Source organism: Vibrio thalassae (genome assembly GCF_900089835.1).
Classification (GTDB): Bacteria; Pseudomonadota; Gammaproteobacteria; order Enterobacterales; family Vibrionaceae; genus Vibrio; species Vibrio thalassae.
Map to the genome: position 1 here is coordinate 1 of NZ_OANU01000190.1, position 17,024 is coordinate 17,024.

Sequence of the window (17,024 nt, forward strand, 5' to 3'; positions counted from 1 at the left end):
TCGTATTCAGAGAAGATGAACTAAAAGTAAAAGACCCAGATGGAGCTGCTCACTTAGCGGCATTTAATCGTGCTGCGTTGAACACGATAAAGCAGGATGAGAGTGACAAAGATAGCTTGGCTGCCAAACGTAGAAAGTCAGGTTGGTCTGGTGAATATCGCTCAAAAATAATATTTGGCTAATATTTATTCAAAGTGGAATCCCGCCCTGTTACCGCCCCAACCACAAAAACAAAGGACGGTCTCGATGTGCGCTTTGTGGTCAACACGATCGCGCCTTATCAGTTAACACAGGCTTTGCTTCCTATGCTGGGTGCGACAGGGCGAGTTGTTAACCTTTCTTCGGCAGCACAAGCGAGCGTTAACCTTGATGCACTTCAAGGCCTACGTCAACCCAATGACTCTGATGCCTATGCACAAAGCAAGCTTGCTCTTACGATGTGGTCTGGCGCGCTAGGCATGCAATACGCTCAGCCAGGTCCTATGATTGTTGCGGTTAATCCAAAATCATTCCTAGGCAGTAAGATGGTCAAAGATGCCTATTGTGTGGCAGGAAACGATCTCGCGCTGGGTGCAGATATTTTGATACGAGCAGCACTTTCCGAGGAGTTTAGTCATGCTCATGGGCTCTACTTTGACAATGATTTAGAGAGCTTGGCCTCGCCACATCCGGACGCTTTGAACGAAGCCAAAGTTGAGCAAGTAGTCGCTGTTATCGAGCGATTAGCAGCGAAGTAACCGGCTTTAAGCGGATAGACTGAAAACAAAAAACTGACTAGCAAATACTAGTCAGTTTTTTTATAGGTAAGGTAACGACGTCCGTTACTGAATCTGAGCGCCTTGCTCGACCCATTCTCCGATAAGCACACGTTCCTCGTCCGTCATCTGAGTCAAGTTACCCAATGGCATCACCTTTGTAGTAACGGTTTGAGCGACGATGCGCGGCACATTCACTTTGATCTCTTCTGGCGTATCCAATATCACGCCAGCTGGCGCCGTTTGGAATGCGGCATGTGTTGGCGTTGCAGAGTGGCATACCGAGCAGCGCTCTTGAATGACGTCATTGATTTTTGCAAATGCAATGGTTCCATCGCCTACTTGAGCCGCAACCTCAGCCGTCACTTGTACGTCCGCATGATGATCTACTGCTTCCACTACCGGTACTTTCGCCACAGGTGTAGCGGGTTTGTTAGCGTAAGGCGATGTCACAAACGCTAGAGTAACCATACCCAAAGCCGCCGCTGGAATAGTCCAAGCAAACTTCTGACTACCATGACGTGTGTTAAAGTAGTGACGTACCAAGATACTAAATACCGATAGCGCCGCTAAAATCGCCCAGTTGTATGCTGAACCATAAGTGCTTGGGAAATGGTTGCTGATCATGATAAATAACACTGGTAATGTCAGATAGTTATTATGACGTGAACGCAACAGGCCTTTTGCTGGCAATGTCGGGTCTGGCTCTTGATTGTTTTCAATCGCTTTCACTAAAGCACGTTGCGCAGGCATGATGACGAAGAACACGTTACCAACCATGATGGTACCAATGATAGCGCCTACGTGGATGTAAGCACCACGTCCACTGAACACCTGCGACAAACCATAGGCTGCACCTACCAACCCTAGGAACAACACGATACCTAACAGTACCGGCGTTTTGCCCAAAGGCGAGTTACACAGTAGGTTGTAGATTACCCAACCAGAGATAAGCGCAGCAATACCGATCATAATCGCTGTTGTTGAGTCGATGCCCGAACCTGGAGCTACTAGATAGATTTCAGCATTGAGGTAATACACTACGCCCAATAGCAGTACACCCGTAATCCAAGTAAAGTAAGCTTCCCACTTAAACCAGTGAAGGTTCTCTGGCATTTTGGGCGGTGCCAGTTTGTATTTCTCTAGATGGTAAATACCACCACCGTGAATCGCCCACAAATCGCCAGATAGGCCGTCTCTTGGGTTTGTACGATTGAGATTGTTCTCAAGCCAAACGAAGTAGAAAGACGCTCCAATCCATGCGACACCTACAATCATATGGGCCCAACGAATCATCAGGTTGAGCCATTCTGTCATGTGCGGATCCATAACACACTCCTCAAAAGCAGCTTAGACAGTTGCTTGCTGCTTGTCCTTATCTTGTTTCATATCATCGATGTCTTGTGGTAAATCCTTCAAATCCAACTGAACGAGGTTGTCTTCAAAGAACACTTCATCACAGTTGTGCCCTTCTCCAGCCCTATCGACAATCAGAAATTTATCTTGATCGGTCAGTGCCAGAACAGGATGGTGCCAAACACCTTTGTGATAGTTGACACCCTGACGGCCGTTACTCAAGAAAGCGCGGCAATCAGATAAAGAAGGATTGTCACCTTTTGGTGCGACAACGATAAGATACGGTTTACCAAGCAGTGGTATAAACGCCTGTGAACCCAAAGGGTGTCGTTCTAACATTGAAATAGTCAGCGGATACTGAAGCGGCGTCGCTTGGAAGATACTCATGATCGCACGACCGCCCTGCTCTTCGACATCGGCTTCAGCCAGTTTATGGTAGCGACGGGTTGACCCATTATTGATCATAAAGTAGTCGCTATTTTCAACTTCAATCACATCACCAAACGGCACAAATGCAGCCTTAGTGAGTGGTTCAATCGTTAGCTTGCGTATACCATTACTCATAAAAATTCCCTCTACTAAGTTTAGTCTGCTTTTGTGCCAAACAGGCGCAAGCGACTAATACCGCCATCGGGGAAGATGTTGAGTCTTACATGGGTCACGGGACCAATCTCATTGACCTCAGAGACGAACTCATGGATATCGTGAGCGTTCAGTTTCTGAGATGGTAGTAGCTCCTTCCAGAACAAACTCTGGGTAGCGACTTGATCGTCCGTTCCACCTTTCACGTAAGCGGCTTGAATAGAGCAGCTATCTGGGTAGTTACCTTTAAAGTGCGCCGTATCAACAACGACACGTCCAATGTTGCCTGCGTGCCCAAGCGCTACAATCACCCAATCGTTACCCGGAGTTCTGCGTCGAGCGGTTTCCCAACCATCTCCCATATTCTCGCCACGACCAGGGCCCAGAATGTTTGATTTATTTCCAAAGTGCTCGTCGCTACAAACCAATGCACGACCACCATTTTCTACGGCGGCCAAATCAACTTGTTGCAATTCATCGATGGCATTCCAATCAACAACAGGGGTACCGTAAACACGAAGACGCGCTACACCACCATCTGGGTAGATGTTAAGGCGAACATGGGTATACACTTTATCGGTGTCGATTGCGCTTAAATGGTGTGAGTCACCTTCTAGGCTTTGCGACGGCAGAATTTCTTCCCAGCCTTCAGAGTGCGTCGGATCGGCATCAGGACTATAAATGGCATCGACAGACGCTGACGGTGGATAGTTACCTGTAAAGAATGAGGTGTCGATATCCAGCCCAGCGATCGTTCCGGCCAGGCCCAGTTTAACGACGCAAAAATCGTAGCCTTCACCGCGTTTACGACGGCTTTCCCAGCCATCCATCCATTTGCCGTTATCGTCATAAACATCTTGCTTCCATTCTGGAGCTTCACGGCGTAGCAAACGACTCTTATCAGCAAAGAAATCATCGGTAGCGTATAGCGCCTGAGCACCTAGTTTGTCATCGGCAAGGTTGATGTATTGTTCAATATTCAAAGACATTTCCTGTCATCCAGTTCAATTAATCCAATAAATAATAAAATGAGTACCTGCTGGCTCGATGTCGTTATTGACGTCTTACTTTCGCGCCATGCTCACAGCATTAGACGTCGAGCTTAGGTGAATAAAAGAGATAGTCGCCTTTCCTTCGACTTACATATCTCTCAAGCGAAATAACGCTATCTTATTGATTTCGTTAAGCGCAGTAGCAAACTCAGTTTCACTATCATTGCCTAATCGCATCTCGAACGATTCAAGAATTTGGTAACGATTGGCCCCTTTAACCGCCATGATAAAGGGAAAGTTGAAGCGATTTTTGTAGCTGTTGTTGTAGGTGGTAAATTTGGCAAATTCCTCTTCAGAACACTGGTCGATGCCAGCCCCAGCCTGTTCAGCTGTGGATGCCGCGGTAAGTTCTCCATTGACGGCTGCTCTACCGGCTAAATCCGGGTGAGCATTGATCAAATCAAGTTGTTTCTGCTGAGACGCATTGAGTAGCGTCATAGACATTTTTTGATGTAGGTTTTCAATCTGATTATCGTCTGAATCCAATCCAGCATCATAAACGGACTCTGCTACCCAAGGACTGTGCTCATAGATATCAGCGAAGCAAGCGACAAACTCCTCACGAACCATGGTTGTTGGTGTGCATGATTTGAACTGCGCCATTATTTTGCTCCTTGCTGTTCGTTATTTTCATATGGATGGTGTTCATGCCAGTGCTTAGCAATATCGATGCGGCGACACAGCCATACATCTTCATGTTGATGGACGTAATCCAAAAAGCGTTTCAGTGAGGCAATACGCCCCGGACGTCCAATCAAGCGGCAATGTAAGCCTACCGACATCACCTTTGGCGCGGTTTGCCCTTCTTCATACAACGTATCGAACGTATCTTTTAAGTACTGAAAAAACTGCTCGCCGGAGTTAAATCCTTGGGCGGTAGCAAATCGCATGTCATTTACGTCAAGCGTGTATGGGATAACCAATTGAGGGCGACCCGCTTCGGTATGCCAGTATGGGAGATCGTCATCATAAGCATCAGAGTCGTAAAGAAAGCCGCCTTCTTCCGCTACAAGACGTCGCGTATTAGGCCCGGTTCTTCCGGTATACCAACCTAGAGGACGCTCACCCGTGACCTGCTTAATAATCTCGATTGCCTTAACCATATGGTCACGCTCTTGTGATTCATCGGTGTATTGGTAATCAATCCAACGATAGCCGTGACTGCATATTTCATGTCCAGCTTCTTTCATAGCAATGGCCACTTCTGGATAGCGTTCCACAGCCATTGCCACCGCGAAAATGGTTAACGGAATATCATATTGCTCGAACAATCGGAGTACACGCCAAACACCAGCACGGCTGCCGTACTCGTAGATGGATTCCATACTGATGTGACGCTCGCCTTTGATAGGCATAGCACCTGGTATTTCTGAGAGAAACGATTCCGATTCATCATCACCATGCAGTAAACAACGTTCACCGCCTTCTTCATAATTCAATACAAAGGAAACCGCGATTCGTGCGTTATTTGGCCACTTCGGGTGAGGGGGTGTCGCTCCGTAGCCGATGAGATTGCGCGAATAATCCTTATTCATCCACAGACTCCTTCTAGGTTCTTTTCTACACTGCCTTTAAAGTGTACTTTGACTCTTTGGTTTACTTAATTGTATACAATTATTTATCTCAATGTAAAGATTTTGTTTATCAAATTACATTTTGGAAGCATATCGCTTATTTTCAATGACTTATGAGTGAACGTTTTTTAATCATTACTATTTTAGTGCACAGCAACCTGATATTCCGCCCTGTTTTGATGCAACATTTTCATAACATAAACCTTTACTAATGGTGTGAATTGTGTACATATTAGTATCAGTAGAATTAATCAGACATGATTTTTGTATACATAAATACAAGATGACATCAAAGGAGCGTGTGGAAGCACGAAGCATTTATGGGACGACTAACAACGCATGTATTAGACACCGCCAATGGTGTACCTGGGTCAGAAATCCAAGTGGATCTCTTTCGTATTGAAGGGGAAGAAAGTCACTTTATTAAAAGCGTAATGACAAACTTCGATGGCCGCACCGACTCTCCTATTCTCGAAGGTGAAGACTTTGTCGCCGGAAAGTATCAGCTTATTTTTCATGTCGCGCCTTACTTTGAACGCAAAGGGGTCAAACTAGACCAAGTCCCTTTCCTTGACGATATCGTCATTCGTTTTGGACTAAATGACGAGGACGCGCACTATCACGTGCCCCTGCTTGCCTCGCCTTACAGTTTTTCAACCTACAGAGGCAGTTGATCTCTGTAGCAACCTTCTCCTAGCAAGTGCAAGACAACAACAGGCAGCCTTGCACTTCTAAGAGCTCGCTCTTGGTAAAGAGCAATAAGTAAATTGGAATGACCCTGCTCTCATCAGAGACAAGGCACTGGCGCTGGAGTGACTCTGCAGTATGGTGTCATGGGTACTGCTGTTTTCAATTTAAGGAAAAGCAACAAACTTCATACCCAATTTCTACATTAAGGGTATTGTGTAAAGGACTTACTCAAATGAATGAAAGCAAAGCAGAAGTGCTCAACGAATCGGCTGGGAAGGGCGTGTTAGAATGCTTTTTCAAGATTAAGCAACACGGTTCGAGCGTAAAAAATGAGCTCATCGGAGGTGTAACGACCTTTGCTACCATGGCGTACATTATCTTCGTCAACCCAAGCATTATGGCGGCCTCTGGAATGGATCAAGGGGCGGTCTTTGTCGCCACCTGTATTGGTGCAGCGATCGGCTGTTTACTCATGGGGCTGTTTGCGAACTGGCCCGTTGGACTCGCGCCCGGTATGGGACTTAACGCTTTCTTCTCGTTCACTGTCGTCAGTGAAATGGGATACAGTTGGGAAGTGGCCCTCGGCGCGGTATTTATCTCCGGTATCCTATTCGTAGGGATGAGTTTCTACAAAATACGACAGTGGATTATTGAGAGTATCCCTGAAAGTTTACGTTACTCCATGACCGCAGGTGTCGGTTTGTTCTTAGGTCTTATTGGTCTAAAAACCGCTGGTATCGTCGTTGAAAACCCAGCAACATTGGTATCTCTCGGTGATTTTACTAAACCAGATGCCCTGTTGGCGGCTATTGCTTTCTTGATCATCGCAGTACTCAGTGAGCGTCGCGTGTTCGGTGCGGTCTTGATCGGCATCCTGAGCGTGACGATTGTTGGTATGATGTTGGGTCTTGTTCAATACAACGGCTTCTTCTCTGCGCCACCAAGCATCGCTCCAACGTTTATGGCGATGGACATTGCTGGTGCACTTAACATTTCTATGGTCAGTGTGATCCTTGCTTTCCTTTTTGTGAATATGTTTGATACCGCAGGTACACTGATGGGTGTCGCTGAGCGCGCTCACCTAATTAATAAAGAAACAGGCAAAATTGAAGGACTAAGCAAAGCCCTTAAAGCCGACAGTATTTCTAGTGTTGCTGGCGCGTGTGTGGGTTGCCCACCGGTAACTAGCTATGTAGAAAGTGCGGCTGGTGTTGCAGCTGGTGCAAGAACGGGCCTTTCAGCCATTGTGGTTGCTGCTCTATTCCTTGCGGCTATTTTCCTATCTCCATTAGCAGGTATGATTCCGTCTTACGCTACCGCTGGCGCTCTTATCTATGTCGCGTTTGTCATGATGAGCAGTATGCAGCACGTCGATTGGAAAGATTTTACCAATGGTGCACCCGCCGCGATTACAGCGCTCATGATGCCACTCACTTTCTCTATCGCAAATGGTATCGCTCTTGGCTTCATTACTTACACCGTACTTAAAGTCGCCACGGGCAAGACCAAAGACGTCTCCATTTCAATGTACTTGCTCAGCGCCATTTTCGTCGCCAAGCTCGTGTTCATTGGCTAACCAAAAATCAAGCGGTAACTTTTCTTTAAAGTTACCGTTTTTTGTTTGGCATGATAGCCTACTCCGGTATTCGCATGCTTATCAAAGCGGCTGACACTAAACGTAATGCTCTTGTCATTTGCGTTGGCTTAGCATCTGGACTGGCCGTCACGTTTGAACCACGTTTGCTGCAACACTTCCCACATGAGCTTTCAAACTTCCTTCACTCTGGAATTACTACCGGAACAATCGTCACCGTACTGTTGCATCAATTTTTACCAAAATCGAGCAAACGCGAAGAGCAAGAAGCACACGAAGAAAGCCGCGCTATGGTTAAACAAGAGATTCATGAACTTCAACAACAAGAAGAAAACCAAGAAATATCACAGACAGAACTGTCTGCAAAAGGTAATAATTAACATCAGCTAACACCACAGTAGCGATAACTGTCGTGCTCTAAGACCCAGCTTGAGCAATGAAATAGAGCACTTTACATCAACTAAAAACTTAAAAAAGACCCTCTTCCCTGAAAAGGCTGAGATGGCTAAGGATTATTATGAATGGCAACCGTATGGATTAAGAATCCACTTGCTATTTACACTGGCAACACAGAAGACGCTGGCGGTGGTATCGTCGTCCAAGGCAGCCGAATTGTTGAGCTAGTAGCAAGCAACCAAGACCCCACCACAACCATTACAGCGGTTATTGATGCCTCACAACATGTTGTCACTCCTGGGCTTGTTAATGCCCACCATCACTTTTACCAAACACTAACCAGAGCTTACCCCGATGCGCTCAACAAAGAGCTATTTCATTTGCTAAAGAGCTTGTATCCAGTCTGGGCAAATCTCGACGAAGAGATGATGAGTGTTGCCACAGAATTGGCACTAGTAGAGCTCTTGCTTTCTGGCTGCACCACCGCCTCGGATCATCACTATTTAATTCCAACAGGCCTTGAACACGCGATAGATTTGCAAGTAGAAGCTGCGCAAAAACTTGGGATACGAGCCATATTTACTCGTGGTTCGATGAGCTTAGGTGAGGATGATGGCGGACTGCCACCACGTCACGCCATTCAAACGGAACAGACAATTGTCGACGACAGCGTACGCTTAATCAATAGCTATCATCAACGTGACGATGGCGCGATGACGCAAATCGCGCTCGCACCTTGCTCGCCGTTTTCCGTTACCACCGACCTGATGAAAGAAACGGCACGAATCGCCAAAAATGAATCAGTGATGACGCATACGCATCTGTGTGAAACGTTGGACGAAGAGGACTTCTGTCTTGAGAAATTTGGCATGCGTCCAGTCGATTACTTAGAGGACGTAGGCTGGCTTAATGAGCGTACTTGGTTGGCTCACGGTATCCATTTTAATAGCGAAGAAATTCTCAGGCTGGGTAAGGCAGAAGTCGGAATCAGTCACTGCCCCACTTCTAATATGATGCTCGCCTCAGGCATCTGCAAAAATAACGAGCTTGAGAAAGCTGGCGTTAAAGTAGGTTTAGGTGTTGACGGTTCAGCCTCCAACGATGGTTCCAACTTAATCGCTGAGGTACGTATGGCGATGTATTTGCAACGCCTGCGCTACGGGTCGAACAACGTAACACACTTTGACGCGCTTCGCTGGGCCACATCAGGATCAGCGCGTGCCATGGGGCGCACCGATATTGGAGACCTAACGGTTGGCAAGCAAGCAGACATTGCCATGTTTAAACTCGATGATATTCGCTCCTCTGGCAGTCACGACCCACTCGCCGCGCTGCTATTGTGCGGAGCTCAACAGGCAGACCGAGTGATGGTCGCTGGACAATGGCGAGTGCACGATGGTGCTGTCATCGGTGTCGATATGCCGCAGCTCATTGAGCGACACAAAGCCGCCGCACTTCGCTTAAGGCAAGCAGCATTAAATAGGTAACGATATTAATCGCTCTAAACCCAATAATCCTCCGCAGAGCCGGAGGATTATTGATATAAAAAACCCAGCCGAAGCTGGGTTTGGATGTTGAGCTATTTGCGGTGTTTAGTACTGAACTTTAGGCTCAGGCGCTTCTTCCTTCGGTAGAGAGAAGTTAAGCAGAATGTAACCAAGTACAGCCGCTGTTGTAGACCCCATCAGAATGCCTAATCTTGCATAGGTATCGAACTCGGGACTTACGCCAGTGAAAGCCAGCGATGAGATAAAAATCGACATCGTAAACCCGATACCACACAGGACGGAAACCGCAAACACTTGCTTGAAATCAACCCCGTCTGGTAACTTCGCCACACCAAGCTTTACCGCCAACCAGCTAAAGCTGAAGATACCTAGCGGCTTACCAATCAATAGTCCTAACGTAATACCCAGTGGTAACATTGAGGTTAGACCCGATATTGAAACCCCCTCCAACGAGATACCTGCATTGGCAAAGGCGAAAATAGGCAGAATCAAGAAAGCAACATATGGATGAAGCGCATGCTCTAGATGCTTCAACGGTGACTTCTCGCCCTCATTACCTTTGAGAGGAATCGCAAAGCCAAGGACCACACCCGCTAGTGTTGCGTGTACACCTGACGCCAGTACGCTTACCCAGAGCACAGCTCCGACTATGAGATATACAGGTATACTATTGACTTTCTTAGCGTTTAATACGAACAACACCGCCGTCATGATAAAGCCAATCGTTAATGCTAGCGTGGAAAGATCACTGCTGTAGAACAGAGCGATAATCACGATAACACCTAAATCATCAATAATGGCAAGCGCAAGTAGAAAGACTTTCAAAGCAACTGGGACACGCTTACCAAGCAATGCCATGATGCCTAGAGCGAACGCAATGTCTGTTGCAGCAGGGATAGCCCAACCACTCATCGCCTCAGGGTCACCCATATTGAACAGCACATAGATAAGTGCTGGAGCCAACATACCGCCAACAGCTGCAATAGCAGGGAAGATAGCCGTCTCTTTAGACTTTAATGCACCTTCAAGCAGCTCACGTTTTACTTCCAAACCGATGAGGAAGAAGAAGACCGCCATCAAACCATCGTTGATCCAGTGTGAGATAGACAGACCAAACACGTAGGTATGAAGCACGCCTTGATACGTTTCATTCAATGGAGAGTTTGCGACAAACATCGCAATCGCAGCAGCGATAACGAGGATGATACCTCCCGCTGACTCCATCTTAAAAAAATTACGAATGACGTCATTCATGTTGTAAAGCCCTTAATAGTTATTCATCTTGTCAGAATGTTAAAAATTGTATATCTAGTTAATTTTCAGAAAAAATCGATTCTACGGAGTTTATACTAAGGAATTTCCGAAGAATAAAACTAAATGTTGGAGATATCCTCACAAGCAATGGCGATATTAGCTAGAGTATAGTGCATAGATAAGCAACTAGTCATTGATAAATTCAATCACTTAGCACGAGTCAATATCATTTGAGAGCCGGAGATGTGGGAAACCAAGTAACAGATTGTTACTTGTAACTATATAACAACAGAAACAATTTTTTGCTTAGTAACCACTAAGTTGCATAAAGCCGACGGCAGAGTCTGATCCTTTAGCGGTGACCGAACCTTGCCACTGAGGTACGACAAAATTCACCCAGTTATCTCGCTTACAAGCGTTAATGACTAAGTCGATCTTTTGACTTGGGATTTGTAAGTTCCAAGACAATGGAACTCGGGTTCCTGATGCGAATTCGGTATAGTTGAGTGCTTTAAGTATGATGCCTTCCGATGGAACATTAATAACGTGCCCATTAACATCGATTAACGATGCGGTGGTATAAGGCATATTATCTTTGTAGCGATACTGACTAACTTGCAGCGCTTTGGTATCTGTTAACCAAAGCAAAAAGTTATCTTCGCCAACATAATTTGCACCCACTAACTCACTTCCCCACTCTTTGCTCAACCACGCTCGTCCTTTGACGTTTAGCGTTGTCCCATCAGAGAGCGTTAATTTTCCTTGTGATGCGATAAACGGTGATTCGAAAGCGTACGACGCACGAGGCAGCAAATCGTGTTTTGCATGGTACCCGTTTTCACCAAGTAGCGCGTATGCGCCTGCTGGTTTCAACTGCAGATTTACACTGAATGAATCACTCGATAAGCGTAGATTGCCCGGCAGAGGTTGATCTGATAGCGAACGCCAAGACCACTCATCAATCCACACTCGGAATGGTCGACTTAGCCCACCAGCTTGACCGATACCACCACGAGCAATGCGTTGGTCAGTAAACATCCCAAGGTGACTATTCATCACGAGATTCGCGATGTAGATCTGAGGGTCTTGCCAGCCTGTTGCAATTCTGTCGTCGCTCGCATAGCGGAAAAAGCGCCACCTAACCCAATATGATTGACCAGAGTCGTCTTTAAGCTGAGCGACTAACTGCCACCATTCATGTTGAAACTCGGGATGAAAACGGAAGTCTTTTGGCAATTCAACATGACGATCAGGTAACACAGGCTCAAAGACTTTGCGCCCCGGGGAGCCGAAAACTGAATTAATATAGGTCGTCTTAGTCACGCTAGGCTTCAATTCTATCGAATCTGACAACCAAATCGTCGTGCTGGCGACAACGACCACCAGCAAGCATGAGAAAATAAATTTCTGCATACGATTCATTTATAACGCATCCCTTAACGAATGAATCGGAGTATTACGTATCAGTTTTAGCACGGGTAACGCTCCTGCCACTACCAGCGCCAATAACGACCAAAGACACGTGGTTAGATACTGCCAAGGTACAATTTGCAGTTGCAACGACCAACCAAACGACTGCTTGATAACAATATCGACAATCAGCTGTGCGAGAGCAACACCCAACGGCATAGCAATAATGGCGGAGATAAGCCCAAACACCAATAATTGCAAACCGCCCATTAACACAAGTTCCTTCGAAGAAATCCCTAAGCATCGCAATAGTGAGGTATGACGCTGCCTCGAAATCTCCCCTGCAATGGTCGCAAAGAAAATGCCAAATACCGCAATGACCAAAGTGATGTTACCCAAGGTATCTGCAATCGCAAACGTACGATCGAATGTTGTCATCGCTTTAGCATGAATAGAGGTGTTGTCGTAGATTCGTTCGCTGTTTAATCTAAACGTTGATTGTAAACGTCGTTCAACGAATAACGATTTTGACTTGTCGTTAAGTACAGCACCTAACGCCACATCTCCAGAGCCTTCTAAATTCGCTAACCAACGGTTTTGCGATAACAGTACTTGGTGATACGGATTTCCATAGTCATAGTAAACCCCAATGACATGCCAATTGCGACCCAGTGGCGGCCCCAAATCAACATAATCACCAGGACGGATGTTAAGTTTAAGCGCCATTGATTCGCTTATCATGACACTACGTGAGTGATGCAAGTGATACCAATAATTTGGCACGGCTATTTTTACCGTCAATGCGTCACGTTCGCCCTCAGAATCACCAGAACTCACAACTTGCATCATGCCGTGGTCTGTTGGGATTTCTTCTTCCCATCGCCACCACACCCGCTCTACCTCGGGTTGGGACTCTAACCACTTACTCATACGAATCGCGTTATTGTTGGTCGGGTATACGTAGATATCAGCCGCCAACCTTTGTGTTAGCCAGCGATCGGTGGTATCTCGAAAACTTCCCACCATGGTCTCGACGCCCATGTTAGCCGCCATCGCCAGCATAAACGCCATGTTAGCCACACCACGGTAACTCATACTAGCAGCGGCGTCGGCAAAAAACCAACGCACTTTTACCCAGCGGAGTGAGTAAGAAAACAGCGTGAAAATTTTCCACGTAATAAATGGTGTAATCAAGGCGACGCTTAGGAGCATCAATACAATGATGGCATAACCTGAGTTTTGTGATTTTGGTGCTTGATAAATCGCGACGGCAGCCACACAGAACCCGCATGCAACGAAAGCTTGCCAAGTAAACTCTGCACCAGTAAAGCGCATCAGTGATAGTCGAGCAGAAAGTCGAATTGGTTGTGACCTAAGTAGTCTTACTAACGGCCATCCACAAGAGACCACCGCACCGGTAAATGCGAGTAAGAAGCTATAAAGGCTCCACTCCCAGCTCCATTCGATACTCAAGCCAATGTTGGCATCGTAGAGATCGTTCAAGCTCTGTGACACCGCAGGGATAAGCTGGTTGGCCAGTGCCAAACCTAATAAGTTACCCCCTAACCAGCTCAATAACACTAACGCTGCCAGCTCTAAACACAACGCTTGCGTGAGTTGCCAACCAGACACACCCACTTGGCGAAGGCTACCCACCAAGGGTTGACGCTGAGCCAAAGACAGTGACATCGCTTGATAGAAGATAAATAAACCCACAACAAAAGACAGCATACTCATTGCCGACAAGTTGGTGTGGAAAGCTTTGGTTAACGATTCTAATTCGGATTGAGAGCTACGAGATAACGTCATGCCGTTTGGAATCATCTTACGAAGATTCTCAAGCTTCGAGGCGCTCATTTCGCCGCATGCAATCACAGATAGACCTGACGATTTTTTCATAGCACGAACTAAAGACATATCCGCGAGGATACGTGTGCCTCGAACTCCCTTTTCTGCATCAATTTTTATCGGTCCTAACTGAACTCCATTATCCAGCGTTAACGTGCCACCACTTTGCCAACCTTTTAGCTCTGCAAGATCATGACTCACAATGATGGTTGTCGGGACTTTGATCATATCTTGCGATGCAATATCCCCGATAGTGACGACATTGCGAAGCTGTAACAAAGAGATAGGATCAACACCGATAAGATTAAGCTCTAAGCCGTCATCAGTAGTGACTTTTTGAATATCAAACGGAACACATTGCTTAAAACCTTCTCGGCGCAGTTGAATATAAAATCCTTGAGGGATTTTAGTTTCTGCGTGTTTAGGTCGAATGCGGTATGGCACAGGGTTAGCAAACAGTTTTTCACCACTTGCATACGCTTGTTTCGCATGATGGTTTATAGCGGTAACTCCAACCAATAGCGACACACCAAGCGTTAGGCCCAGCCATACTAAAAGAATTTGTATCGGGTGACGTCGATAATGGCCAAGTAGTGCTTTAACTACGGGCCATAACATGGAGTTGTCCCCCTTGAAGGCGAATTGAACCATCCATATGAGACGCGACTTTTTCACTGTGAGTCACTACCAATAAGGTACACTCTAGGTGCCTTGTTAGTGATGTAAGAAGTCGCATTACCGCTTCGGCATTACGCTCATCTAAGCTACCCGTTGGCTCATCAGCCAGTAGAATTTTAGGCTCCATGTAGAGCGCACGGGCAATAGCTGCACGTTGTTGCTGACCACCAGACAGTTCTTCAGGGTAACGCCCAAGCAGCGCCATCAAATCTAATGCAGATAGGATCTGACGCCATAGACCACGATCTTCCGGTAATCCTTTAATTTGGCGACAGAAGCGAATGTTATCAGCAATATTAAGGGTTGGCAGCAAATTGAATTGCTGAAAGATATGACCAATATTCTTTCTTCGGTATGCAGTGCGAAGACTTTCTTTGGCATCATGCATGGCAAAATCCGGATACCAGATTTCACCAGAATCCACTTTGTCTATACCAGCGATTAAGTTCAGCAATGTGCTCTTCCCCGAGCCACTTTCACCCATCAATGCCAGTTGTTCACCTTGCGACAGTGTCAGCTGTGCGCTTTGCAGCACAGGATGGAATTCTCCACCGTCGATATAGCCTTTACAAAGGTCGGACAACTTAAGCATTCAATCTCTTTCATAGCTGGTAAATATGGAGTGTGAATCTACACTAAATTTACAGCGCTAGGAAGCAAATTTGGGCTCAAAGTCCCGACATTGAGTCGGTTTAGCTCAATTTCGATTCAAGATATCGTTTTTTGAAAGAATTACAAATTAGAACATATACTCGTCAAAACGATGCATTAACTCATCATGTGTTGTAAACAAATGCGGATAAGCGAGAAAAATGTGTTAAATTTTATAGAGATAACAATTAAGAGAGATTAGGGAATATGAAGCGTGTATTGGTGTTAGGAGCCTCTGGCTATGTCGGTTCTCAGTTGATCCCAATCCTATTAGAACAGGGATACGAAGTAACCGCAGCAGCACGTCAAGTCGACTACCTCAAAAGCCGTGTTGTCCCCCATTCAATGCTTAAGTTTGAATACCTAGACCTTGCCGACAGAGAAGCGACGTTAGCCCTCGTTCCCAAGTACGACTTAGTCTACTTTTTAGTTCATGGTATGGCTCATGGCCATGACTTTCTAGATTATGAACTTTCTCTCGCACAGAACTTTAAAGATGCGCTCGACATCAGTCACGTCGAACACGTCATCTATCTCAGTGCAATACAGCCGCAAACAGGAAATTCCGAGCATCTGGCAGCAAGAAAGGCAACTGGTAAGCTGCTGCGCACCAGTAAAGTCCCCATTACTGAGCTTCGAGCTGGTGTCATTATTGGTCCCGGCTCTGCCGCCTACGAAATCATGAGAGACTTCGTCTACAACTTACCTATTTTGATCGCACCTAAATGGGTAGATGCGAAAGCAAACCCTATTGCGTTAGAAAACCTCAATCATTACTTAATTGAATTAGCGAAAGAATCATCGCCCGAATCGTTGATTTATGAAGTCGGAGGCCCCGACACTCTCTCCTACCGTGAGCAGTTTGCTGTTATTTGCCATAAAATCAACAAACCGCTACGCCTATGGTCAACACGCTTTCTAACCCCAAAGCTTGCCTCTTATTGGTTAGGTGTCGTCACCTCAGTTCCATCTAGTATCGGCAAAGCACTGCTTGCTGGCTTTGAGCACGATTTCATTGCAGATTCTAAGGCGATTCGCACAAAGTACCCTCAAGAGATGATGTCCTACGTCGACTCCGTGTCTCGGACTATTGAAAAAGAAGGCACTTTTGTACGCAGTAACGTCTGGGGCTACGATCCTGCTGCATTAACCCGGTGGCAAGCGGGATATGGATATTATCCAAAGAAAACTGGCGCCAGTTACTTTACCGAGAAAACCACTGAGCAGCTTTGGGAGGTCGTCAAACAGATAGGCAGCCCGAAAGAAGGCTACTTCTTCGCTAACCTGCTGTGGCGAACTCGCGAATGGTTAGACGTATTATTTGGCGCAGGAAAACCAATAAGACGTTCGCCAGAAGGGCCAGAGTTGAAAGTGGGTGATTTCATCGACTCATGGAAAGTCATTCGATGCGAAAAGCCTGGCTTCCTGTCATTACTTTTTGGAATGAAGGGCCCTGGACTCGGTCGGCTAGAATTCACCATTACCGACCACGGTGATAAAAGAGAGATCAACGTCACCGCGTGGTGGCACCCACAGGGTTTCAAAGGCCTACTCTATTGGTTTGCAATGATGCCCGCACACTTATTCATTTTTAAAGGAATGGTGCGGGCGATCTGCCGCAAAGCATAGTCACGCTTTAATTAGCGGGAACTAGGTAGGATACGGCTTGTAATGGC

At 46.2% G+C, this 17,024-nt stretch carries 13 protein-coding genes and 3 pseudogenes; 7 read left to right on the plus strand and 9 right to left on the minus strand.

All coding sequences use genetic code 11. From position 1 onward, the window contains the following. Together VTH8203_RS23655 and VTH8203_RS23660 are read left to right on the plus strand one after the other, a co-directional pair. Positions 1-182: pseudogene (locus VTH8203_RS23655) on the plus strand (ISAs1 family transposase); the annotation flags it as partial. A 36-nt stretch (positions 183-218) separates the two neighbouring features. Continuing rightward, positions 219-737 (plus strand): annotated as a pseudogene (locus VTH8203_RS23660) (Rossmann-fold NAD(P)-binding domain-containing protein); the annotation flags it as partial. A gap of 84 nt (positions 738-821) precedes the next feature. On the opposite strand, the gene VTH8203_RS23665 reads toward VTH8203_RS23660, so the two are convergent. The 5 genes from VTH8203_RS23665 to puuE all read right to left on the minus strand — a co-directional run bounded on the left by VTH8203_RS23665 (position 822) and on the right by puuE (position 5,280). Beyond that, positions 822-2,084 carry a urate hydroxylase PuuD gene (locus VTH8203_RS23665; protein WP_096995772.1) on the minus strand — a complete coding sequence of 421 codons (1,263 nt, stop codon included), beginning with the start codon at positions 2,082-2,084 and terminating at the stop codon, positions 822-824. 21 nt (positions 2,085-2,105) lie between these two features. Next, positions 2,106-2,675: an ureidoglycolate lyase gene (locus tag VTH8203_RS23670; RefSeq protein ID WP_096995773.1), complete on the minus strand. Its 570-nt coding sequence runs from the start codon at positions 2,673-2,675 to the stop codon at positions 2,106-2,108. 20 nt (positions 2,676-2,695) lie between these two features. After that, entirely contained in the window at positions 2,696-3,682 is a 987-nt protein-coding gene (gene alc / locus VTH8203_RS23675; protein ID WP_096995774.1) for an allantoicase, read from the minus strand. Between the two features lie 150 nt (positions 3,683-3,832). Then, positions 3,833-4,348: a 2-oxo-4-hydroxy-4-carboxy-5-ureidoimidazoline decarboxylase gene (gene uraD, locus VTH8203_RS23680; protein WP_096995775.1), complete on the minus strand. Its 516-nt coding sequence runs from the start codon at positions 4,346-4,348 to the stop codon at positions 3,833-3,835. After that, a complete protein-coding gene (puuE, locus tag VTH8203_RS23685; RefSeq protein ID WP_096995776.1) occupies positions 4,348-5,280 on the minus strand; it encodes an allantoinase PuuE in 933 nt (310 codons plus the stop codon). Before puuE ends, uraD begins: the two co-directional genes overlap by 1 nt. A 359-nt stretch (positions 5,281-5,639) precedes the next feature. On the opposite strand from puuE, the gene uraH reads away from it, so the two are divergent. The 4 genes and pseudogenes from uraH to VTH8203_RS23705 all read left to right on the plus strand — a co-directional run bounded on the left by uraH (position 5,640) and on the right by VTH8203_RS23705 (position 9,486). Beyond that, a complete protein-coding gene (uraH, locus tag VTH8203_RS23690) occupies positions 5,640-5,993 on the plus strand; it encodes a hydroxyisourate hydrolase (RefSeq protein WP_096995777.1) in 354 nt (117 codons plus the stop codon). Positions 5,994-6,241: 248 nt separating this feature from the next. Beyond that, a complete protein-coding gene (locus VTH8203_RS23695) occupies positions 6,242-7,585 on the plus strand; it encodes an NCS2 family permease (RefSeq protein ID WP_096995778.1) in 1,344 nt (447 codons plus the stop codon). Positions 7,586-7,626: 41 nt separating this feature from the next. After that, a pseudogene (locus tag VTH8203_RS23700) lies at positions 7,627-7,983 on the plus strand (purine permease); the annotation flags it as partial. A gap of 141 nt (positions 7,984-8,124) precedes the next feature. Further along, the gene (locus VTH8203_RS23705) at positions 8,125-9,486 is read left to right on the plus strand and encodes an 8-oxoguanine deaminase (RefSeq protein ID WP_096995779.1); all 1,362 of its coding nucleotides are present in this window, start codon (positions 8,125-8,127) and stop codon (positions 9,484-9,486) included. Between the two features lie 105 nt (positions 9,487-9,591). Here VTH8203_RS23705 and nhaA read toward each other — a convergent pair whose 3' ends face one another. The 4 genes from nhaA to VTH8203_RS23725 all read right to left on the minus strand — a co-directional run bounded on the left by nhaA (position 9,592) and on the right by VTH8203_RS23725 (position 15,289). Next, a complete protein-coding gene (gene nhaA / locus VTH8203_RS23710; protein WP_096995780.1) occupies positions 9,592-10,761 on the minus strand; it encodes a Na+/H+ antiporter NhaA in 1,170 nt (389 codons plus the stop codon). A 306-nt stretch (positions 10,762-11,067) separates the two neighbouring features. Continuing rightward, on the minus strand, positions 11,068-12,174 hold the full coding sequence (locus tag VTH8203_RS23715) for a lipocalin-like domain-containing protein (protein WP_244181330.1): 1,107 nt from the start codon (positions 12,172-12,174) through the stop codon (positions 11,068-11,070). Positions 12,175-12,183: 9 nt separating this feature from the next. Then, on the minus strand, positions 12,184-14,637 hold the full coding sequence (locus VTH8203_RS23720) for an ABC transporter permease (RefSeq protein WP_096995782.1): 2,454 nt from the start codon (positions 14,635-14,637) through the stop codon (positions 12,184-12,186). Continuing rightward, positions 14,618-15,289 carry an ABC transporter ATP-binding protein gene (locus VTH8203_RS23725; protein WP_096995783.1) on the minus strand — a complete coding sequence of 224 codons (672 nt, stop codon included), beginning with the start codon at positions 15,287-15,289 and terminating at the stop codon, positions 14,618-14,620. The genes VTH8203_RS23720 and VTH8203_RS23725 overlap by 20 nt, the downstream gene beginning before the upstream one ends. A gap of 266 nt (positions 15,290-15,555) precedes the next feature. On the opposite strand from VTH8203_RS23725, the gene VTH8203_RS23730 reads away from it, so the two are divergent. Next, the gene (locus VTH8203_RS23730; RefSeq protein WP_096995784.1) at positions 15,556-16,977 is read left to right on the plus strand and encodes a DUF2867 domain-containing protein; all 1,422 of its coding nucleotides are present in this window, start codon (positions 15,556-15,558) and stop codon (positions 16,975-16,977) included. The last annotated feature ends 47 nt before the right edge of the window (positions 16,978-17,024 follow it).